This window comes from Mesorhizobium sp. B2-6-1 (assembly GCF_006440475.1).
GTDB lineage: Bacteria > Pseudomonadota > Alphaproteobacteria > Rhizobiales > Rhizobiaceae > Mesorhizobium.
On sequence record NZ_VFUH01000015.1, the window covers coordinates 97,009 to 118,503 of the forward strand.

A 21,495-nucleotide genomic window follows, 5' to 3' on the forward strand; every position below is an offset into this window, starting at 1 on the left:
TGGCTATGCGGGCAACGCCTCGGAGAACTCCACTGCCCTGCCCTGGCCCGGCGTCACGATCTCGCCCTCCCACATGATGCGCTGGCCTCGAATGACAGTGCCGACCGGCCAGCCGGTGACTTCCTTGCCGTCATAAGGCGTCCAGCCGGCCTTCGAGCCGGCTTGTGCATTGGTGATGGTCTCGCGCCGCTTCATGTCGACGATTGTGAAATCGGCATCATAGCCGGCGGCGATACGGCCTTTCCTGGCCATGCCGAAGATGCGCTGCGGGCCGTGGCTTGAAAGATCGACGAAGCGCTGCAAGGTCAGCCGACCGGCATTGACATGGTCGAGCATGATAGGCACCAGCGTCTGCACGCCGGTCATGCCCGAGGGCGATGCCGGATATGGTTTTGCTTTTTCGGCCAATGTGTGCGGGGCATGGTCGGAACCGAGTACGTCGACAATGCCTTGCGCGATTCCGTGCCAGACGCCGTCGCGATGGCGCGGGGCACGGACGGGCGGGTTCATCTGGATCAGCGTGCCGAGCCGTTTGTAGTCGTCCGCCGACAGTGTCAAATGGTGCGGTGTCGCCTCGCAGGTGGCGACATCCTTGTGCTGTTCGAGGAACAATATCTCCTCGGCCGTGGAGATGTGCAGGACGTGGATGCGGGCACGGGCGGCCCGCGCGACGCGCACCAGCCGCTCGGTGCAGCGCAGGGCGGCGATCTCGTCGCGCCAGACCGGATGCGATGAAGGATCGCCCCCGATGCGCTCGCCAAGGCGTTCGCGCAGCCGGAACTCGTCTTCCGAATGGAAAGCGGCGCGGCGGCGGGTGTTCCTGAGGATCGAGGCGACGCCTTCATCGTCCTCGACCAGCAGGTCGCCGGTGGACGAGCCCATGAAAACCTTTATCCCGGCCGCGCCCGGCAGGCGCTCGAGCTCGGCGACATCGTTGGCGTTGTCGCGGGTGCCGCCGACCCAGAAGGCGAAGTCGCAGTGCATACGGCCGGTGCCGCGTCGGACCTTGTCGGCAAGCGTTTCTTCGCTGGTGGTCAATGGATTGGTGTTGGGCATTTCGAACACGGCGGTGACGCCACCGAGCACCGCCGCCCGAGATCCAGTCTCCAGATCCTCCTTGTGCTCCAGTCCCGGCTCGCGGAAATGCACCTGGCTGTCGACGACGCCCGGAAGGATATGCAGGCCCCGGCAGTCGATCGTCTCGCCGGCCGAGGCCTGGCGCAGATCGCCGATGGCGGCGATGCGCCCATTCTTCACGCCGACATCGCGTTGCCCCTCGCCGTCATGGTTGACCACCATGCCGCCTGTCAGGATGAGGTCGTAGGTGTTGGCCATGCTGATCGATCTCTTGCGGGGGGAGTGTCAGCGGCTTACGTAATGGCCAACCGTTTTGCAAGATCAGGCTTTTATTCGCCCCATGCCCTTTGCCCTGCTGAAAGACCGCGCGCTCATCTCCATCTCCGGCCCTGATGCCGAACACTTCCTGCAGAACATCCTGACCACCGACCTCGACGCGCTCGGCGCCGGCGAGGCAAAACCGGGCGCGCTTTTGACACCGCAAGGCAAGATCCTGTTTGACTTCCTGATCTCACGGGCCGGCGAAAACGCGTTCCGCCTCGAATGCCGCGCCGACATCGCTGACGATTTCGTACGCCGGCTGATGCTGTACAAGTTGCGCGCCAAGGTCGAGATTGCCAAATCCGAACAGACGCTTGTCTCCATTGCCTGGGGAAATGAGTCAGCTCCCTCACAAAAGGATTCAACCGTGCTGGCCGACCGGCGCTTTCGCGATGAAAGCGTCACCCGCTACTATGGCAGCGCTCAAGAGACTGACGACGGTGCCGCATGGCAGGCCTTGCGCATCGCGCATGGCATTGCCGAGAGCGGCACCGACTACCAGCTCGGCGACGCCTTCCCACATGACGTGCTGCTCGACGAGACCGGTGGCGTCGGCTTCAGGAAAGGCTGCTATGTCGGCCAGGAGGTCGTCTCGCGCATGCAGCATCGTGGCACGGCAAGGCGGCGGGTGCTGATCGTCAGGGCCGAACGGGCCTTGCCTGAGGCCGGCGCCGAATTGACCGTCGACGGGCGATCGGTGGGCACTCTCGGCTCGAATGCCGGCACGATCGGCCTCGGCATCGCCCGTATCGACAGGGTCAAGACAGCGCTCGACGCCGGCCAGCCGATCCTGGCCGGAGACGTGCCGGTTACGGTGGCCATTCCACCTTTCGCCAAATTCAGCTTTCCCCAGGAAGCCGCCGGCACGGAGGAGGCCTGATGGCGGCCGACCGCATCGGTGCGCCGCCACGCGCCTGGCAGCGCATGCTGTCCGGCCGCCGGCTCGACTTGCTCGACCCCTCACCCCTCGATATCGAGATTTCGGACATCGCCCACGGGCTCGCCCGCGTCGCGCGCTGGAACGGCCAAACCCGCGGCGAGCACGCCTTCTCGGTCGCCCAGCATTCGTTGCTGGTGGAAGCGCTGTTTTGCGACCTGATGCCCGATGCGCCGGCGGACGCCCGGCTTATGGCATTGCTGCACGATGCGCCCGAATATGTCATCGGCGACATGATCTCGCCGTTCAAATCGGTGATGGGCGGCAGTTATAAGGACTGTGAACTGCGCTTGCAGCGCGCCATCCATCTGCGCTTCTCGCTACCGCCGGAACCAGGCGCCGGCCTGCGCAAGGAGATCAAGCGCGCGGACCAGATCGCCGCCTATTTCGAGGCAACGCTGCTCGCCGGCTTTTCGACCGCGGAGGCGACCGAGTTCTTCGGTCGTCCACGCGGCTTCAGTGCCGAGCGCTTCGATTTCACGCCGCGCTCGGTAACCTGGGCACAGAATGCCTTCCTGAAGCGTTTTTCCGCGATCGAGAAGTCGCGGCGCAAGGTTGCTACGGCGGTAGGGTAGAAAACGCTAAATTAACCGGAACAGCCGACAGTGCGGTGTTCGATCACGAGCCGCAGGCACGCTCATGCCCGTCGTTGACGACAAGGATGGTTCGACCGTCCCTGAACAGGGGGCCGAAGGCGTGGATCGTCGTGATATGGAAGACGAACTGCGCGAACAAAACGAACGCTTTTCGGCCGCCGTCGAGAACATGTCGCATGGTCTTTGCATGTTCGACGCCGACGAGCGCATGATCATCTGCAACGGCAACTATATCAACATCTTTTGCCTCGACGCCAACGTGGCGCAGCCGGGCATCCATTTCATCGACATCCTGCGGCACAGCGTCGATGTCGGCATCGCCTCGCAAAGCGCCGAAGAACTTTACGCCATCCGCAAGCCCTATATCGATGGAGCGAAACCCTCGACCTATGAGGAGGCGCTCTCTGATGGACGCATCATCAGCATCTCGCACCGGCCATTGGCATCGGGCGGCTGGGTTTCGATCTACGAAGACATCACCGAGCAGCGGCGCGCCGAACAGGATCTCAAGGAACAGCATCGCCGCTTCGACGCGGCGCTCGCGAACATGTCGCAGGGCCTGCTGATGTATGACGCCGGCGGCAGGCTGATCGTACGCAATCAGCGCATCCTGGAGCTTTATGGTGTGACCGAGGCGGATCTGCCGCTCGGCATGACTCACCGCGAACTCCTCGAACGGCTGGTGCGGCTTGGCGTCTATGCGCCCATAGATGTCGAGGACGAAGTTTCGAGGACCGAGGCTCGCGTGCTGGCCGGCCAGACGCGGTCGACCCCCCGCCGGCTCGCCGACGGACGAACGCTGATGGTTGCCCGCCGGCCGATGAGCGGCGGCGGCTGGGTCGCCACTTTCGACGACGTGACCGAGAGCAGGCTTGCCGAGGAGCGCATGACCCATCTTGCGCATCACGACGTGCTGACCGGGTTGCCCAATCGCTCGGTGTTTCGCGACCGGCTCGACCGGGCACTGGAGGATGCGGCCGCGGGACCGCTGGCAATCTTCTCGCTCGACCTCGACCGCTTCAAGGTCGTCAACGATACGCTGGGACATCCGGCTGGCGACCGGCTGCTGAAAGGCGTGGCCGCAAGACTGCTGCGCTGCGTGGACAACGACGCAGATATCGTCGCCCGTTTTGGCGGCGACGAGTTCGTGATCGTCCAGTTCAACGTCGAGGGCCTGGCCAGCGCGGAAAAACTGGCGAAACGCATTGTCGAGGCCATCGCCAAACCATTTCATGACAAGAGCCGGGACATGCATGTTGGCGTCAGCGTTGGCATCGCGCTTTCTCCCGGCGATGGCAGGGACGCCGATACATTGCTGACAAACGCCGACATGGCGCTCTACCGGGCAAAAAGCGAAGGGCGCAACCTGTACCGTTTCTTCGAGCCCGGCATGGATGCCACGGTGCGCGCGCGCCGGGCGCTCGAAGCCGATCTCGATACGGCGCTGCCGAGCCGGGAATTCGATCTCGATTTCCAACCGATCATGGCCATAGCTTCGGGCGAGATTGTCGGCGCCGAGGCCCTGATGCGCTGGCATTCGCCGTCGCGCGGCACTGTGGCGCCGGACGAATTCATTCCGGTCGCCGAGGAAACCGGGCTGATCGTGCCGCTTGGCGAATGGGCGCTGCGAAAGGCCTGTGCGACGGCGGCAGCCTGGCCACCTGGCCTGCGCATTGCGGTCAATGTCTCCGCCGTGCAGCTCAAAAGCGGCGGCTTTGCTCGCAGCGTCATCTCTGCCCTGGCCTTTTCGGGCGTGCCGGCCAGACGACTGGAACTGGAGATCACCGAAACCGTGCTGATGGACGAGAGCAAAGCCGTCCTGAAGACGCTGCGACAGTTGCGTGAACTCGGCATCCGCATCGCGCTCGACGACTTTGGCACCGGCTATTCCTCACTCGGCTATCTCAGGCGCTTTCCCGTCGACAAGATCAAGATCGATCGTTCCTTCATCTCCGACATCGGCAATCTCGATACCGCAGCGATCGTGCGCACCATCATCGGGCTGGGCGCCGAACTGGGCATCACCGTCACCGCCGAAGGCGTGGAAACCGAAGCACAGCTCGACATGCTGCGCCGAAACGGCTGCGTGGAGGCGCAAGGCTATCTGATCGGCGTGCCGTCAAAGGCGGCGGAGATTCAGCACCTGTTGAAATCGAGCGCGGTGCGCAGCCAGACCGGCTGACGCCATAAATCAGCGCAGCGTCTCGATGTATTTTTCATGGAAGCCGATATAACCCGGCTCGACAACCTTCAGATGCCGCTCGATCAGCGCGTGAAACTCCGGCAACCGGTGGAAGGGCACGCCCGGATAGGCGTGATGCTCGGCATGGAAGGGCATGTTCCAGGCAAGCTTGCGCACAGCCCAGTTGGTCAGCGTCGTCCTGGTGTTCTCCAGCATGTTGGCGACGAAGGGGCAGCGGCCATGCTCGGCCAACAGGTAGAGCCGCAGGAACGGCTGGCCGAGCAGCGCGGGAAAGATCCAGACATGGAGCAGCACCGTCGCCTTGAACCACAGCGCGAGCACCAGCACGACGGCATAGAAGGCAATCATCGCGCGTGCCTCGGCGCGTACCTTCGGACGCCCCTTTGGGGGCACGTAGCTGTCCTGGCAACGTCCCATGGCATTGGCCTGGAGCGTCTTCAGATGCCCCAACCACACTGGAAGTCCGGAAACGTGGACCAGGTACTGCCGCCAGGTTTCCGGCTTCGGGAAAGCCAGCTCCGGATCGCGTTCGGGATCCTGGGTGAAACGGTGATGGGCGAAATGGAAATAGCGGAACCAGTCGGCCGGCAGCGCGATCGCGAGGCTGCAGACGCGCGCGACTGCGTCGTTCAGCCATTGACTTTCGAAAGCCGTGCGATGCACCGTCTCATGCAGCAGCGTGAACAGGAACACGATCAGTATGCCTTGCGGCAGCATCAGCAGCGGCCAGAACGGCACCTTGGCGGCGATCAACCATCCGAGGAGCAGGATCGCGCCGAGGTGGAAAGCGAGCTGAACAAGGCCGGGCCCATCCGACTTGCCGGTTAGCCGGCTGCGCTCCTCATTCGTCAGCGAGGCGATCACGTCACGATGATCCATAGGGGCATCCCGGCTGATTGAATTCATTCGGTCAGCATACCCCAGCAAGAAACCTTTCTAACAACGAGGATTTCTGCAATATAGATAAGCTGAACTTATCTTTTTGGTCACCGCCATGGTTGCAATGCCATCGTTGCGAGGTCTTCAGGCCTTCGAGGCGGCGGCGCGCACCGGCAGCTTCGCCGCGGCGGCGGAAGAGCTTTCGGTCTCGGCCGCCGCAGTCAGCCAGCTCATCCGCATGGTCGAGGAGCAAGTCGGCCGCAAGCTCTTCCACCGCGCCAACCGGCGTGTCGTCCTGAGCGAGGCTGGCGTCGAGATGCTGCCTCGATTGACCATGGCCTTCCAGGAAATCGGCAGCGTCTCGCGCCAGCTTGCAGGCGATGCGTTCCGCCCGCGGCTCGTCGTCTCGGTCCCGCCGTCCATGGCCATGGGCTGGCTTTCCGAGCGCCTTGCCGGCTTCATCGCCATCCACGGTGCCGTCGACATATCTCTCAGGGGCGATGACGACCCGGTGTCGTTCGACCGCGACCTGATCGACCTCAGGCTCTCCTACGGTCCGCACTATCGTGAGCACCCGATCGAGGACATTGTCCAGGACGCGGTCTATCCCGTCTGCGCGCCAAAGCTCGCCAGCGTGCTGGAGGCGGATGGCGGTCCGCTCGCCGGGCTGCCCCTGATCCACACCGACTGGGGACCGACCGGCGCATCCTTTCCCTCATGGCGCAGTTGGTTCGAGGCGGCCGGCATAGCGCCTGGGCGCGGCATTCAGCGCGGCCTGTCGGCAAACTCCTCGCGCGCGGCGCTCGACCTCGCCATTTCGGGACTGGGCGTGGCGCTGGCGCAAGGGATCTATTGCGCCGAGGCCGTGGAGGACGGCCGGCTGGTCCGGCCTGTCGCCAAGGCGATTGCGCTGCGCCAGCCCTATTGCCTGACAATTCCGCAGCGGAGCGCAAGAAGGGACGTCGTGGCGGCGTTCCGTGACTGGCTGGTCGATGAATGCCAGCGCGCGGTGGGCTCGCCGGCGCTCCGCTGAGCCAGCAAGCGGCGATGGTCAGAGGTGCCCGCTCAATGCCTCGACCATGTCCTTGTTCGCCGCCACGGGCACGATCTCGAACTCCACCAGATCCGCCCACTCGATCACCCAGCGCTGCAGCAGCGTGACGTCGTCGGTCTCCACCAGCAGGAAACAGCGGCTCATGTCCGCCGCGATCCAGCTATGGTGCACCAGAAGCTCCTCGGCTTCAGGCGACCGTAATCGCGGAAGCGGCGGTAGATCTCCTTGCGGTCGCAGCCGCGAAAATCCTCGGTCACCAAAAACAGCATCTCTGCCCCAATCGGATAATTATCGGCCCGGCCGCTCCAAACGTTCCAGGAACCATTGCGTCAGCCGTACCCAGACCTCGTCCTTCTCGCCGGAGTCCTCCCAGCCATGATCGAGGTTGGGATTGTCGTTGACCTCGATGACGAAGACGCCGTCCTTGGTCTCCTTGAGGTCGACGCCGTAGAGGCCGTCGCCGATGCAGCGCGCCGCCTTGACTGCCGTCTCGACGACATGGGGCGGCGTCTCCTTCAGCGTGAAGGTCTTGATGCCGCCCTGGTCGGGCTTGCCGCTGGCCTTGTGGTTGACGATCTGCCAGTGCTTCTTGGCCATTAGGTAATGTACGGCAAACAGCGGTTGGCCGCCGAGCACGCCGACACGCCAGTCATATTCGGTCGGGATGAATTTCTGCGCGATCAGAAGATCGGAATCCTCCAGCCATTCGGTGGCGAGTGTCTTCAATTCCTCGAAATTGGCGCATTTCTTGACGCCGCGCGAGAAGGAGGAATCCGGGATCTTCAGCACCAGCGGAAAACCCAGCGTCTGCGCCGCCAGTTCAAGGTCGGAAGTGCCGGCTATCATCACGGTCGGCGGAACCGGCACCTTGTTGTAGGCCATCAGCTCGTTGAGATAGACCTTGTTGGTGCAGCGGATCATCGACAGCGGGTCGTCGATGACCGGCATGCCTTCCTGCTGGGCGCGGCGCGCGAAACGATAGGTATGGTTGGAGATCGAGGTGGTCTCGCGGATGAACAGCGCGTCGTAATTGGCGAGCTTGGCGAGGTCCCTCTTGGTGATCGGCTCGATTTCGACGCCCATCTTTTCGGCGATCCTGGCCCAGTAGCGCAGCGAGGAGATTTCCGAGGGCGGCAATTCCTCATGCGGATCGACCAGCGTGGCGAAAGTGTAGCGCGCCGGCGTGCGGCCCTTGGTGTCGCGCCATTCGCGATTGGTATAGGTGTCCAGGCATTGCAGGAAGAAGCTCTCCTCCTCCTCGGTCATGCGCGCAAGGGGATGAAAGCCGATCTTGCGGATCGAGGCCCACTCGGCGCTGTCCTTGATGTGGACCTCGAGCGCCGGCGCGCGGAACCAGTCGAACAGGAGCTTGGCGAATCGGTCCCACACCTTGGACGGGCCAATGCCGAAGAAGATGCAGACCTTCGCCGGAAAAGCGCCGCCAAGATCCTTGCGGCACTTGTTGAGCGCCAGCTCCAGTTCGGGCAGCGCATGTTCGTAAAGCTTGCGCTCCGACAGATCGATCATGGTTTCTACGGTCGGGATGACCTTGTGGCCGCGCGAACCCGCCAGCAGCGAGGCATAATAGCCGCGGCTCTGGTAGCCGTAATTGTTCGACAGGTTGATGACCTTGGGACGCTGGCCGCGAAACAGCGCCGGATGCGCGAGATAGTCGCGGTTGGTGATAATCTTGTGCGGTGTCGCCACCTGGTCGAGATCGCTCTGCCGGCCAGTTAAGATAACCCAGGTCATTGTTATCAGCGCTTCCCCAGAGTGATGGCGGCGCGCAGTCCGTCGCGGCCGAACTGCGCCATGTTCATAAAGATGCCGTAAGGCACGGGAATGTTGGCGGCATCAAGGATGGTCTCCTGCCTCTCGTCCTCAACCCAGGGATCGTGGATCAGGATATGGTCACCGTCGTCGCCGATGGCCAACACCCAGTGCGGCACCTTCTTGCCGAACATCAGGAAGCCGCTGATCAGCACCAGCACCAATTTTCCTTTCGCGATCGCGGCGCGAATGTCGTCGATGGTGAATGAACGGTAATTCACCGGGATGCCGTAAAGTTCCGCGCGTCGGCGAAAGTCGACCTGGGCCAGTTCCATCACCCGGCGCTTGTCCGCGCTGCGCACCGACTGGAGGAACAACGCGCCGTAGAACGACACGTAAATCTCGGCCGCAAGGCCGCTCTCATAGCCGGCGACCGCGAGGCCGAACGGCTCGCAGCCACCCGGGCCCGACATCATGAAGACGGTCGTCGCTTCGCGCCAAAGACGAATTTCCCTGACCGGGTCCGGTACGAAGTCGTGATCGAAATTGCCCATGGCCATCATCAGGCAGCAGGGACCGCAAGTGAATTCGCAGGTCTGCTGGTAGAACGGCACGCTGGTGGCGGCCGGAAGTTCGCCGCGCAAGGTCTTCTCGTAGCGCAGCGCCGTGGCGCCGTCCTCGTAGTAATCGGGTTCGCGGCCGATCTTGCGGTAGCCGGCCCGCTCGTAGATGCTGATGGCGCGGGCATTATCCTCCCGCACTTCTAGGCGCAGCATCATGCGATCGTGTTCGAAGGCCGCCTCCTCCGCCGCCACTAGCAACCGGCGGCCGATGCCGAGGGCGCCAAAAAAGGGACTGGTGGCGATCGAATAAAGGCGCGCCACGCCGCTGCCCTTGCGAAACAGCACAATCGCATAACCGGCGACGCGGCCATCTCTTTCGGCGACCAGCGTCTCGGCGGTCTCGCGCTCGATGAACTGTCGGAAGGAGCGACGGGAAATGCGGTCGCTGGAGAAAACAGCTTTCTCGATGGCGGCGAGATCATCGACGTCAGTCGCGCGGGCCGTGCGAATCTCGGCAGGCATGCGGGCTTGGAAAACCTCGATTGGGTTGTGATGAAGGCCCTATTCGAAACGTCCAGACACCAGCCCAAAACGGCAGCGCCCATCCAGCGCTATCGCACCTCGATTAGGGCCGAATTGTGACAGATTGGCGCCAGCCCGGGAGGACAAAGGCTTTGAACCAGGTCACCGTTTTCGAGTAGGCGGCGGCGCCAAAAAACGATGCTGTTCAACTCGCCAGGCCGGCCAGAAGCTGGCTGTAGGCGCTCTTGGCCACGATGGCCAATTGCTCGCGCGGCACTGAGCCGACGACAGCGCAGCCATAGCCCTTGTCCAGCCAGTAGACGGCCTGCGGGCCGGCTTGCGCCGAAGCGTAGGTCCCCCTGGCGTTCTCCACCGATTCGGCCGTTACAAAGAGCGATATGCGCTCGCCCTTGTCGTCTTCATAGAGCAGCATTGCCGCCTTGCTCTCGCCAGCCGGCAGCAACCTGCCGCCGACCAGTTGGAACCCGCTGCCGGTCAAGTCCGGCGCAACCAGCTTCAATCCGACCCGGTTGGACAGCCAGGTCAGCAGATGATCCTTGTCGCTTGCCGGCACTTCCACCGCATGCCGCTTCTCGGCGGCATAGATGACATGCGCGGCGATCGCCTGCTCGGCCAACTGATCCTCGGCCTGATCTTCCCGGCCAATACCGTCGCTGCCGGCAAAGTAGCCGCCAAGCCCGCCCGCGGCCAGTAGACCGGCAGCGGCGGCGGCAAGCCACCAGCGCGAGCGTGGCATTGGCGTCCTGGCTGGCGTCTCGCCAAGCACCACCTTGCGCAACCGCACCGGCACCGGCTCGTCGATCACGCCAGCGAAGGCATCTCGCAATGCCGTCCTGTCGGCGATGAAACGGGCGCTTTTCGCCTTCATCTCGGGAGTGGCGTCGAGCCATGCGTCATAGGCGGCGCGCTCATCGGCCGGCAACTCGCCGTCGAGTGCCATGTGGATGTCGCGTTCGGAGAAATCGCGGCGGATCATTTCTAGACGATCCTTATCGAACGGCGGCGTGCCGTGTCGTCCAGCAGTCCGCGCAACTCCTCGCGCCCGCGCGCGATGCGCGACATCAGCGTTCCCGCCGGCACTCCCAGGATGTTGGCGGCCTCGGCATAGGAAAAGCCTTCGATCGCGACCATGACGAGTGCGGCACGGCGGTCGGGGCTGATCGCCTGCAATGCGTCGACGATCTCGCGCGAGGCGATGCTTTCCACCTGCTCGGCCGGCTGTGCAACCGCCTCGCCCGCTTCCAGCGACAGCATCGCGGCTTCGCCGCGCCGGTTCACTTTGCGCATCTGGTCAATGAACAAATGATGCATGATCGTAAACAGCCACCTCCTGGGGCTTTCTCCCGTCTGCCAGTTGTCGAGCCGCATGAGGGCCCGTTCGAGACAGTCCTGGACGAGATCGTCGGCGGCGTCGCGGTCGCGCAACAACGAGCGTGCGTAGCGGCGCAGGCGCGGTATTTCGCCGAGGATTGCTGCCTTCTTTTCGTCCATGACCGCTGGTTTCGGAATTGCCCTATTCATCAGATTGAACGCGCCTTCGCGGCGCGACGCAAGCAGCCAGTGCGAAGCGGTCCACCGCCCCGGTCACCCAAGCAATGATGTAACGATGGAAGCGGCGGGTTTATTCCCGCGATCAACAGGAGGCCAACTACGCCAAATCGGTCTTGAGAAAGTCATTGCCTTTAAAGAGCAACGGAACATCAAGAGCCTTGGCGCAGGCGTAGGAAAAGCAATCACCAAAATTAAGGTCGGCCGGATGACCGACCGCTTTGCCGTACCGGATGCTGGCATCAATGGCGCGCCCACCGATATCCTCGTTGATGGTTACATTGCGAGCGTCGATCTCAACAATGAACGCATCGACCAGATTGCGCGCCGCAGACAGCATTCCGGGAGTCGGCTTTTTGGCACCGGCATTCACTCGCCCGAGGGCAAGCGTAGCTTCGAGCCGAACAAGCGCTGAAATGTACAGCTGACCGTCGACGTCGGCGATCCGCTTCAGCAATTCCTCCCAACCCGATTCCTTCGCGAGAATTGCAACGACAACCGATGCGTCGACAAACATCAGTCTTCCCACATCTCGTCCATGAATGCCTTGATGTCGAAGGTGGTGTCGGACGGCCCCAACGCCGCTTCTTGCGCTTGAAGAACGGCAATCCTCTCCCGCAGCGGTTTGCGGGCGCGGCTTCGTTCAAGTTCGTGCAAAAGCGCGGTTCGCACGGCTTCCGTTTTGCTCGGCGCATTCGTCTCGCGCTGCAATTTCGTCGCCAGCGCATCTACCTCATCGTCGCGGATATAGAGCGGCATTTGAATATCTCCCGTGGAATATTCATATATTCCATTTTGAATATTCAAACAATCCTAACCCTCACGCCCCTTCGCCACCCTGGTCAAAAGCCGCTGGTAAAACAGGCCGATGCCAATCAGCACGGCGCCAAGGCCGATGAAGGACAGCGCGCGAAGCACACCCTCCAGCTCCGACATGTCGAAGAGGAACACCTTCAGTACGGCGACCGCGATCAATGCGGCCGAGGCGATGCGCAGCACCTGCGATTTCAGCCAGACGCCGGCGGTCAGCAGCGCCACGCCGATGATCAGCCAAAGTGCCGAATAGGTGTAGGTTTCCAACTGGCCAAGGCTGCTCCACAAGCCGATGAACTCGCCTTTGAACAGGCGCCGCACCGACAGCGTGGCATAGGCGAAGGCAAGCAGTGCCGCCACCAGCGCCAGCATGGCGGCATACCATTTCGGCCGCTTGTTGCGGGCATAGAGCGCAAGCCCTCCGGCCGCGACCGCCGGCAGCAGATAGGCGAGGAACAACAGGTTGAAGACCGGGATCTGCCCGGTCGACTCGTCGGTGAAAAGCGGGTTCAGCACCAGGAAATGCTGCACGACGATGAAGGCGACCGAGATCACGCCCGCCGCCATGGACCCGTAGCGCAGCACGGAACTTGGCGAGCGCCTGTCGATGGCCACGAGTATGGCGCCGGCGCCGATCGCGATCAGCGTGTAGATGGCCTGTTCGGCAAGTGTGGGCGCATCGCTGTTGAGGACACCGCCATGCATGGCGTGGCGCACCAGCATGGCAAGCGTCAGCAGTGCAAACAGCGCCGCCGAAGCTTCCATGGCCAGGCGCGGCCGGCCGTCGGTGGTGCGGGCCAGTTGCCAGGCGGCGAAAGCGAAGGCGAGCGCCGGCACGCCATAGCCCGGCAGCAGCCAGTTGAAAACCGGGGTCGTCGACAGGAACTCGGGGCCAACGACGGTCGGATCGAAGATGACACGTCCAAGCACCGCCGCGACCGCGCCGACCGAAATCCAGCCGAGCACCGGATAGGAACGCCAGCGCGTGGCCAGCGCCGGCACGATTGCGGCCGCACCAAGCAGGATGGTTGTCCAGCCGGAACTGAAGGCCATATGCAGCATCAGCAGGCCTGCGAGCGCGGCTCCGCCGAGCGCGAAGGATACGGCCGCCCTGCCCTGCAACGGCGGTTGCTCGCCGCGCGCGATCCACTCGCCCACGGCAGCGAAAACCACGACCAGCAGCGCCGCCACGGCGGCGTAGGCAAGATCGCGGTCGAGATTGCCGAACGTGAACCAGAGTGCCTGCAGGACGACCAACGGCACGATGACGCCCCACGCCGCCCATGACGCAGCGCGGAAGTGGGTCGCGGCGGCAAATTTGCGGGCGGCCCAGAAACCGGCGCCGATGAAGACAAGGCCAAGCGCAACACCGATGCGCAAGGTCAGCGCGTTCGATGTAGCCAGGGGCACGGCATCGATGCCCAAGACGTCGCCTGAAAAATCAGAAGCGATCGAAGTCGGCGGGATGATGCCGAGATAGATCAGCACCGTCACCAGTCCCGCCGCATAGAGCAGTGGCAGCGCCGGGGGGCGGTAGAGCGCGACGGCCACCATCGCGGCGAGCACGACGGCTCCCGGCAAGGCATCGCCGGCAGCGACGAAGGCCGGATCGACCGAAAGGCCCAGCGCCGAGAGGGCAACAAACAGGCCCGGCGCGACGGACGGCCAGTCGAAAGCCGTGGCTGATCCGCCTTCGTCGCTGCGGCGGCCGAGCCAGACGAAGGCGAGCACGGCCAGCGTGACGGTGTTCACGAACAGGATCACGGATAAATTCGCGCCCGGCGCATCGGTCATGTAGAGGATCGTCCAGATGCCGGTACCGACAAAGGCCGCCGTCATCAGCAACTTCCAATCGCGCATGCGGGCAATGACGCCGCTGGCGGCAAGCACGATCGCCAGATAGCCGAACAGGGCCCAGGGATTGGGCGCCTGAGAGGCAATCAGCATCGGCGTCACCATGGCGCCGACTAGGCCGATACCAGCCAGCGCCTGGCCGTGGACAAGGGCGGCGGCAATCGTCGCTATGCCGATGGCGCCGAGCAGCGTGAGGGCGAGCGCCGGCCCGATAAATCCGTAGATGCCATGTGCGGCATAGACGGCGCCGAACAGGATGAAGGCGCCCGCCGCAGTCAGGATCGCCGGGATGTAGGCGCCTGCGGCGCCTTGCACGGGCACCCTGAAGCCGGTGCGGCGAATGAATTCGCCGGCTGCAATCAGCACAAGGCCGAGCAGCCCGGCCATGGTCAGCCGCACACCGGGGCCGAAAATTCCGGCTTCGATCGTGTAGCGGATGAGAAACAGGCCGCCCAGCGCCAGTGCCAAACCGCCGACCCAGACCGCCCAGCGGGTGCCGAGCGCCGTTTCGATATCGGGTTTGCCGGGCGCTTTCACCGCTGCGACAGGCTCGGCTACCTTGGGCGCCGCCTCGCCTGGTGTCCATGGTCCCGGCTTGACCTCGTCCGTCACGGCGTCGGTTTCCAGAGCCGGCAGCGCCTGCCCGGTGGCTGCCTCGCTGGCCGTTGGCGAAACGACCACGGCCGCAGCAACAACGGCTTCGGCCGGCTGGCCCTCGGTCGCCGCCGGTTCGGACTGCTTGGCGAGAGGCGGCACGGCGTCGGAAAGGACGAGGCTCCGCAGTGCGCCTAGCTCACGCTCGATCAGTCCGATGCGGCTCTGCTGGCGCGAAATGATGACGAACAGCGCGATGATGGCGACAAGGCCGATCAGGCTTTCAAACATGGCGGCTCCCCCAAACCAGACCAGTTGCTACTGACAATCAAATGTGGCCTGCAAACGACCAGCCAACGGCCGTCGGATCGGCGGCTGGAAAGATCGAGCATGTTTCGGCGTCGAAAGCCAGCGGCTTGCGCCCATTGGCCCTCGGCATCGCTTGCGAATGGCCGGTTTCCGGAACATTGCCTGCCAAACCCGCAGCCGATGGCCTATGATACCTTGGCCGCAAAGGGTTCTCCAAGCGATGTCATGGGAATACGTATGCCGCAACGAAGCGCAGGACTGCTGATCTACCGGCGAAACGCCGGGGCCCTCCAGTTCCTGCTCGTCCATCCGGGTGGACCGTTCTGGGCAAGAAAAGACGAGGGGGCATGGTCTATCCCCAAAGGGCTCGTCGACGAAGGCGAGGACGAGTTGAAAGCCGCCCAACGTGAGGCGGAAGAAGAACTCGGCGTCGCCATCAACGGCGACTTCCAGCCTGTCGGCAGTTATCGGCAGCCTGGCGGCAAGATCGTGAGTGCGTGGAGCGTCGAGGCCGATGTCGACACCGATGCCATCAGAAGCAACATGTTCACCATGGAGTGGCCGCCAAGGTCGGGATCCATGAAGGCATTTCCCGAAGTTGACCGGGCCGGTTGGTTTTCAGAGTTGGAGGCCGGTCTCAAGATACTCAAAGGCCAGCGCGCGATCCTGGACGATTTCGTGGAACGGCAAAAAGCCGGATAGGCGCCTGCTGTTCTCACCGGTCGTCCAGTGCGTGTTGGACGATCCTTATCGTGCCGCCAGATTGGCGGCCGGGAAGATCGAGCATGTCTCGGTGCCGAAAGCCAGCAACTTGCCGCCGGCATCCTTCAACGTCGCCTCGGATACCGCCAGCGTGCGACCCTTGTGAATAACCTTGCCCTCACAGACCACCTCTCCGGTCCTGGGCGTGATCGGCCGCGTCAGGTTCACCTTGAATTCCGCCGTCGTATAGGCCTCGCCTTTTGCGAGCAGCGTCTGCACGGCGCAGGCAAGCGCCGAATCGAGCAGTGTCGCCGCCCAGCCGCCATGCACGCCCCCCAACGGGTTCAGGTGGCGCTCGTTCGGCACACCCCGAAACACGGCACGGCCTTCCGAGACTTCGGTCAGCGCGAAGCTGAGCTGGAAGGAAATCGGCGGCGCCGGATATTTGCCATCGATGATGCGCTGCAAAAGTTCCAGGCCGGTGTAGGCAAGCATGTCGGCATGCGGAATGGTGCCGAGGCCGAGCGGCGAGACCCGGCCTGGATAAAGTTCCACTTCGCTCATGTGATGATTTCTCTCGCGGCGGTTTCTCCCGACAGGCCTTTTGTCGTGTGGTGCTTGCGCAGCGCGGCGAGGAAGCCGGAGCGCGCGTCCGGCTGCTCGATGCCGCGCGGCTCGTAGACGTGACGGGTGAAGAAGAAGCCGGTGAGCCGGAAGGCATCCTGGATCGCCGCCGGATCGGCGCGCAGGCCGGAGCCACGCAGGAAGGCCGGCAGCGCCAGCATCTTGTCGCGCCAAGGCGCGCCGGCTTCCCGCGACACCGCTCGGCCCGATTTCGGCGAGACATAGGCAAGATCCTGCCGCGTGCCGGTCGCGGCGCACTGGCTGAGATCGAGACCGAAACCCAGTTCGTCGAGGATCAGGAGCTCGAAACGGGCCACCAGTTCGCCGGCCGCATCGACGTCATCGAGATGCACGATCATCACCGACAGCGCCTCGTAGAGGCCGCCATGGGCGTCGCGCTCGGGCAACAGGCGCAGATGCGCGGCCATGGTCTGCAGGCCATACACGGCGACCGCACTCTCCATCAACCTGGCCGCATTCATCTCGATCGCTTCGGCCTGGAACGTGCCGAGGTGCTCATCAAGGCGCGCCCGCCAAAGCAGGTCGACACGGTTGCCGGGCTGGAGAACAGGCTGCTGCTTGCGCGAGCGCCCGCCCCGCACGAGGCCGAGATGGCGGCCATGCGCACGCGTCATCACCTCGAGGATGGCGCTGGTTTCGCCATGCTTGCGGGTGCCGAGAATGATTCCCTCGTCGCGCCATTCCATGCCTGGAGCATTTCACCGATCGGGTGGCGAAATCAAGGTACGGGCTTGGTGCCTGGGCTGGCTCTCGCAAGGGTGCATAAAAAGCCGCCCGCAGCATAGCTGCGGGCGGGTCTGGTGGGGTCAGTCGATCCGTTAGAACGAGCGCTGGAAGCGGAGGATGCCGCCGACGCTGCTCTTCTTGTCGGCCTTGGTCCAGTTGTTGAAGTCGGCGTCGTCGAATTTTCCTGCATTGAGGTAATCGACTTCAGCGGTGATCGTGTAACCGGGCACAATCGTGTATGCGACGTTGGCAGCGACGCCGAGGTTCTTCCAGTCGTCATAGGAGATCTGGGCGTTGAACGAGGTCTTGTCGTTGAACTTGTAGGTGCCGCCACCCCAGATCGCCCAGTTTCCGCCCCACGGCTTGTATTGGGTGCGGCCCGTGCCGAAGTCGTTGATGTTGTCGTTGGTGCCGTAGCCGCCCATGACGAACAGCGTCAATTCCTTGCCGACATTGACGTCCAAGCGAACCTTGCCGGCCACTTCCTCGTAGTTGCTGTCATAGGCGACGACGCCGGTGACCGCACCCCAGTCGCCCTTGTACTTCAAGCCGCCGACGACATGCGGAACATAGCTGTCGATCGTGTTGACGCCGGTACCTTCTTCGAGCGAGACCACGGCCGAGAAGCCGCTGCCAGCGTCGAAATAGTACTGCACGACGTTGGTATCCTTGATACCGTACGGGATGATCGTGTCCTGGATGACGTTGCCGGCATAGCCGATAAACGAATCGTATGCCGTTTCATCCTTACCGACGCGCAGGCCGCCGAGCTGAATCCAGGCGAAGTTGAGGGTCGTCGCCTTGTTGCCGGCCTGCCAGCCAGTGCCGCCAGTCTCATAGTCGCCGCTGCTGTTGCCAAATTGAAAGCGAGTCTCGGTGTAGGTCTTCAACGTACCGAGCTCGGTTTCCTGGCCGGTCCAGGTCTTCAGCGCGAAGCGCATGTTCTTGTAGTAGGTGTCGTGGCTATCGCCGTCCATGTGATCGGCAACGTTGTTGACGCCATCCAGCGTGCCGCTGTCCCCGACGCCTATGTCATAGCGGAGATAGCCGCCGATGCGCAGGCAGGTCTCGGTGCCGGGGATATAGAAGTAGCCGGCGCCGTAGACGTCGCAGATCCTGACGTATTCAGCGGGTTCCGGCTCGGCGACGACGACAGCGTCGGCGGCGCGAGCGCCGGAGACCGCGATCAGTGCCGCGGCTGAGCCGAGAAGAAGGCTCTTGATGTTCATTTTCTGACCTCTCCAGTCAAAGTTAAAAATGGCTTCGGATTTTGGTTGGCGGATATATTTTCCCGCCTCACCACAACGAAAAAGGCCCGCACCGCGTCCCCTTTTCGCGGCGAACATACCCATCAATCTTCCGCCTTCAATGACAATTCCACAAACATTCGGGATTGATGACATAGATTAAATCCGTGTTGCAGAAATATCACTGGAGAATTCACTTCAAATTACGGAACCGCACAAGTGGAACATTGTCATATTTCCGTAATAATTCCCTGTATGCTCCAATTTTATGATGATATTCCACGGATACCGATTGTTTGAGAAATTTCGCTTAAATAAATCCACTTCCGTGGTCGTTTCTACCTAGCCATTCCCCAGCCACGTGAAACCGAAGCCGATCCCCTCGAAGGAGTCTTTTCAGCGGGTCACGGGCACGCCGGGACGGACCACAGGCCATGATGGGAAGATCAATCCGACGTCGGCGGACTCGTCTGCAAGAATCCGCGCTGGCCAACTGAGAAGTCGACCCAACGGAACCTCGGCGTCCCTGGTCGATAGCCACCAGCCAACGGTTTGAGTCATTATTACCGGCGCTTGTGGTCGGCCAACACCGCGTCGATCACGCGCCAGGATTGTTCGATCTCGGCCGAGTTGACGTCTATCTCGCCGGCGGCGGTGATCAGCGCCTTCCACAGTGCCCAGCCGCGGCCGCGCGCCCAGGTCGCGTCGTCGACGCCGAGGCCAGCGCGGAACACTTCACGGCTTTGCCCCTCGAACAACGTCCAGGCAATCGCCAGATCGCATGAGGGATCGCCGACGCCGGAGGTGCCGAAGTCGATCACCGCGCTTAGCCTGCCGTGTTCAACCAGAAGATTGCCCCAACTGACATCGCCGTGGAACCAGACGGGTGGGCCTTGCCAAGGGGCGGCAAGAGCCGTTTCCCAGACAGCGCTTGCCGCGCCGGCGTCGATACGGGTGTCGAGCGCCGCGATCGCTTGTCTCGTCTCGCCGTCATAGACGTTCAGCGGCCCGCCGCGAAAGAAATTGTGTTGGCCCGGCCCCGGTCCGCCAGCCGGGTCGATCCGCTTCAGCGCAATCAGAAAGCCGGCCAGGTCCGCCGCGAATTCCGACAGGTTGGCGATACGCTCGCGCTTTGCAGTCTCACCTTCGATCCACCTGTAGACGGACCAATGCCACGGATAGCCTTCGGCCGGGGCTCCCATCGCCAGCGGTATAGGGATGGGCAGCGGCAACAGCGGCGCCAGCCTCGGCAGCCAGCGATGTTCCTTCTCCACTTGCAGGGAATAGGCGGCGGCACTGGGCAACCGAACGGTCATCTCGTCGCCGAGACGAAAGCTTCTGTTGTCCCATCCGCCAGGTTCAATCGGCCGAACCGCAAGATCCCTCCAGCGAGGAAATTGCGCCGCGATCAACCGGCTGACCAAAGCTGCGTCGATGTTCGACTTGCTATCCATCCATCCTAGTGCGGAAACTCGAGCCCCATCTCGCGGTAGCGCTCGGGATCGTCGCCCCAGTTCTCGCGCACCTTGACGAACAGGAACAGATGCACCTTTTGCTCGAGGATGCCGGCGATTTCCATACGCGCCGCCTGGCCGATGGCGCGGATGGTCTCGCCCTTGTGGCCGAGCACGATCTTCTTCTGGCTGTCGCGTTCGACATAGATGACCTGCTCGATGCGCACCGAGCCGTCCTTCTTCTCTTCCCATTTCTCGGTTTCGATGTGCGAGGAATAGGGCAGTTCCTGATGCAGCCTGAGATAGAGCTTCTCGCGAGTGATCTCGGCGGCGAGCTGGCGCATCGGCAGATCGGAGATCTGGTCTTCCGGATAATACCAGGGCCCCACCGGGAGCGCCTCGGCAAGGTAATCGAGAAGGTCCTTGCAGCCAGAGCCGGTCAGCGCCGAAACCATGAAGGTGCGCTTGAACGGCACTCTTTCGTTCGCTGCTGCCGCCAGCGCCAACAAGGCCTCCGGCTTGACGCGGTCGACCTTGTTGAGGATCAGCGCCATCGGCTGGCGCACATCCTTCAGGCGTTCGAGAATGGCGTCGGCATCACCTCTAATGCCACGCTCGGCATCGATCAGGAGCAGCACGATATCGGCATCCTTGGCGCCGCCCCAGGCTGTCGTCACCATTGCCGTGTCGAGACGCCGCTTTGGCTTGAAGATGCCCGGCGTATCGACGAAGACGATCTGCGCGTTGTCGTGCGTGGCGATGCCTCTGACGATGGCACGCGTCGTCTGCACCTTGTGGGTGACGATTGACACCTTGGCGCCGACAAGCTGGTTGACCAGCGTCGACTTGCCGGCATTGGGCGCACCGATCAGCGCTACGAAGCCGGAATGCGTAACGGCCGCAGGCGCGGCCGGAACCGTGTCTTCCGTGGCTGTCATGCCGCGTCTCCCTGATCGATCCAGACACCTTCACGAATCAGAAGGGCGGCGGCGGCGGCCTGCTCGGCCTCGCGTTTGGAGCGGCCGCTGCCGACAGCCGGCTGGAACCCACCAACCATGACACTGACGGTGAACAGCGGATCGTGATCCGGCCCCTCGCGGCTATCGATGCGGTAGACGGGCACGGCGCTTGCCGCCTGATGCGCCCATTCCTGCAACTCGGTCTTGGCGTCGCGTCGGCCGGCGCCCGACGCCTGCGAGCGCGGCTGCCAATATTTGTGGATGAAAGCGCGCGCCGCTTCCAGCCCTCCGTCGAGGTAGAGCACGGCGATCAGCGATTCCAGTGCGTCGGCGCGCAGATTGACGCGCTTGCGTCCCTCGAGCCCTTGAACGTCGGATCCGGCGCGGATCAGCTCCGGCAGACCAATATGTTCGGCGATCTCCGACAGCGCCTCGGCATTGACCAGCGCGTTGAACCGCAGCGACAATTCGCCTTCCGCCGCATCGGGAAACGCGGCCAGCAGCATATCGGCCACCACCAGGCCGAGAACCCGGTCGCCCAGGAACTCAAAGCGCTCATAGTCGGTGCCGGCATTGGCGCCGCGGGCGCTGGCATGGGTCAAGGCACGCTGCAGGCGCCGGCGGTCGGCAAAGGCATGGCCCGTGCGCTCCACCAGCGCTTCGGCGAGCGCGTCGGCGGTCAGCCGTCTTGTCGCCGCCAT

The 21,495-nt window shown here is 63.1% G+C and carries 22 protein-coding genes; 5 read left to right on the forward strand and 17 right to left on the reverse strand.

Annotated elements, in window-relative coordinates; all coding sequences use genetic code 11:
* Positions 1–3: 3 nt before the first annotated feature.
* Positions 4–1,335 carry a dihydroorotase gene (locus FJ443_RS25755; RefSeq protein WP_140666255.1) on the reverse strand — a complete coding sequence of 444 codons (1,332 nt, stop codon included), beginning with the start codon at positions 1,333–1,335 and terminating at the stop codon, positions 4–6.
* 82 nt (positions 1,336–1,417) lie between these two features.
* On the opposite strand from FJ443_RS25755, the gene FJ443_RS25760 reads away from it, so the two are divergent.
* The 3 genes from FJ443_RS25760 to FJ443_RS25770 all read left to right on the forward strand — a co-directional run bounded on the left by FJ443_RS25760 (position 1,418) and on the right by FJ443_RS25770 (position 5,113).
* The gene (locus FJ443_RS25760; RefSeq protein WP_140666257.1) at positions 1,418–2,278 is read left to right on the forward strand and encodes a folate-binding protein YgfZ; all 861 of its coding nucleotides are present in this window, start codon (positions 1,418–1,420) and stop codon (positions 2,276–2,278) included.
* Positions 2,278–2,910: an HD family hydrolase gene (locus FJ443_RS25765; RefSeq protein ID WP_140517817.1), complete on the forward strand. Its 633-nt coding sequence runs from the start codon at positions 2,278–2,280 to the stop codon at positions 2,908–2,910. The genes FJ443_RS25760 and FJ443_RS25765 overlap by 1 nt, the downstream gene beginning before the upstream one ends.
* Before the next feature lie 64 nt (positions 2,911–2,974).
* Positions 2,975–5,113 (forward strand): EAL domain-containing protein, encoded by a 2,139-nt coding sequence (locus FJ443_RS25770; RefSeq protein ID WP_140666259.1) that lies wholly within the window; start codon positions 2,975–2,977, stop codon positions 5,111–5,113.
* A 9-nt stretch (positions 5,114–5,122) separates the two neighbouring features.
* On the opposite strand, the gene FJ443_RS25775 is transcribed toward FJ443_RS25770, so the two are convergent.
* Complete coding sequence (locus tag FJ443_RS25775) at positions 5,123–6,013, reverse strand: fatty acid desaturase family protein (protein ID WP_140580896.1); 891 nt, start codon at positions 6,011–6,013, stop codon at positions 5,123–5,125.
* Positions 6,014–6,128: 115 nt separating this feature from the next.
* Here FJ443_RS25775 and FJ443_RS25780 point away from each other — a divergent pair, with 115 nt between their 5' ends.
* On the forward strand, positions 6,129–7,046 hold the full coding sequence (locus tag FJ443_RS25780; RefSeq protein ID WP_140666261.1) for a LysR substrate-binding domain-containing protein: 918 nt from the start codon (positions 6,129–6,131) through the stop codon (positions 7,044–7,046).
* Positions 7,047–7,064: 18 nt separating this feature from the next.
* Here FJ443_RS25780 and FJ443_RS31825 read toward each other — a convergent pair whose 3' ends face one another.
* The 9 genes from FJ443_RS31825 to FJ443_RS25820 form a co-directional block, all read right to left on the reverse strand.
* Positions 7,065–7,238, reverse strand: coding sequence for a DUF3303 family protein (locus FJ443_RS31825; protein ID WP_224706165.1), 174 nt, complete (start codon positions 7,236–7,238; stop codon positions 7,065–7,067).
* Positions 7,208–7,336 carry a DUF3303 family protein gene (locus tag FJ443_RS32115; RefSeq protein ID WP_318012572.1) on the reverse strand — a complete coding sequence of 43 codons (129 nt, stop codon included), beginning with the start codon at positions 7,334–7,336 and terminating at the stop codon, positions 7,208–7,210. The genes FJ443_RS31825 and FJ443_RS32115 overlap by 31 nt, the downstream gene beginning before the upstream one ends.
* A 19-nt stretch (positions 7,337–7,355) precedes the next feature.
* Positions 7,356–8,819, reverse strand: coding sequence for a RimK family protein (locus FJ443_RS25790; RefSeq protein ID WP_140494569.1), 1,464 nt, complete (start codon positions 8,817–8,819; stop codon positions 7,356–7,358).
* Positions 8,820–8,824: 5 nt separating this feature from the next.
* Positions 8,825–9,922: a GNAT family N-acetyltransferase/peptidase C39 family protein gene (locus tag FJ443_RS25795; protein WP_140494571.1), complete on the reverse strand. Its 1,098-nt coding sequence runs from the start codon at positions 9,920–9,922 to the stop codon at positions 8,825–8,827.
* A 205-nt stretch (positions 9,923–10,127) separates the two neighbouring features.
* Positions 10,128–10,919, reverse strand: a complete 792-nt coding sequence (locus FJ443_RS25800) for an anti-sigma factor (protein ID WP_140517812.1) — start codon at positions 10,917–10,919, stop codon at positions 10,128–10,130.
* 2 nt (positions 10,920–10,921) lie between these two features.
* Positions 10,922–11,434: an RNA polymerase sigma factor gene (locus FJ443_RS25805; protein WP_140494575.1), complete on the reverse strand. Its 513-nt coding sequence runs from the start codon at positions 11,432–11,434 to the stop codon at positions 10,922–10,924.
* Between the two features lie 157 nt (positions 11,435–11,591).
* Positions 11,592–12,008, reverse strand: a complete 417-nt coding sequence (locus FJ443_RS25810) for a type II toxin-antitoxin system VapC family toxin (RefSeq protein WP_140633363.1) — start codon at positions 12,006–12,008, stop codon at positions 11,592–11,594.
* Positions 12,008–12,250, reverse strand: coding sequence for a type II toxin-antitoxin system VapB family antitoxin (locus FJ443_RS25815; RefSeq protein ID WP_140666263.1), 243 nt, complete (start codon positions 12,248–12,250; stop codon positions 12,008–12,010). Before FJ443_RS25815 ends, FJ443_RS25810 begins: the two co-directional genes overlap by 1 nt.
* 54 nt (positions 12,251–12,304) lie before the next feature.
* The gene (locus FJ443_RS25820) at positions 12,305–15,043 is read right to left on the reverse strand and encodes a DUF2339 domain-containing protein (protein WP_140666265.1); all 2,739 of its coding nucleotides are present in this window, start codon (positions 15,041–15,043) and stop codon (positions 12,305–12,307) included.
* A gap of 255 nt (positions 15,044–15,298) precedes the next feature.
* Here FJ443_RS25820 and FJ443_RS25825 point away from each other — a divergent pair, with 255 nt between their 5' ends.
* On the forward strand, positions 15,299–15,763 hold the full coding sequence (locus FJ443_RS25825) for an NUDIX domain-containing protein (RefSeq protein ID WP_140666267.1): 465 nt from the start codon (positions 15,299–15,301) through the stop codon (positions 15,761–15,763).
* Between the two features lie 45 nt (positions 15,764–15,808).
* Here FJ443_RS25825 and FJ443_RS25830 read toward each other — a convergent pair whose 3' ends face one another.
* From FJ443_RS25830 to rnc, 6 genes are all read right to left on the reverse strand, one after another.
* Entirely contained in the window at positions 15,809–16,327 is a 519-nt protein-coding gene (locus FJ443_RS25830; RefSeq protein WP_140517809.1) for a PaaI family thioesterase, read from the reverse strand.
* Positions 16,324–17,094, reverse strand: a complete 771-nt coding sequence (gene recO, locus FJ443_RS25835) for a DNA repair protein RecO (protein ID WP_140494585.1) — start codon at positions 17,092–17,094, stop codon at positions 16,324–16,326. Before recO ends, FJ443_RS25830 begins: the two co-directional genes overlap by 4 nt.
* A gap of 132 nt (positions 17,095–17,226) precedes the next feature.
* Positions 17,227–18,363 (reverse strand): porin, encoded by a 1,137-nt coding sequence (locus FJ443_RS25840; RefSeq protein ID WP_140517808.1) that lies wholly within the window; start codon positions 18,361–18,363, stop codon positions 17,227–17,229.
* 581 nt (positions 18,364–18,944) lie between these two features.
* Positions 18,945–19,835, reverse strand: a complete 891-nt coding sequence (locus FJ443_RS25845) for an aminoglycoside phosphotransferase family protein (protein WP_140666269.1) — start codon at positions 19,833–19,835, stop codon at positions 18,945–18,947.
* 5 nt (positions 19,836–19,840) lie between these two features.
* Positions 19,841–20,773: a GTPase Era gene (gene era, locus FJ443_RS25850; protein WP_140494591.1), complete on the reverse strand. Its 933-nt coding sequence runs from the start codon at positions 20,771–20,773 to the stop codon at positions 19,841–19,843.
* Positions 20,770–21,495 carry a ribonuclease III gene (rnc, locus tag FJ443_RS25855; RefSeq protein ID WP_140494593.1) on the reverse strand — a complete coding sequence of 242 codons (726 nt, stop codon included), beginning with the start codon at positions 21,493–21,495 and terminating at the stop codon, positions 20,770–20,772. Before rnc ends, era begins: the two co-directional genes overlap by 4 nt.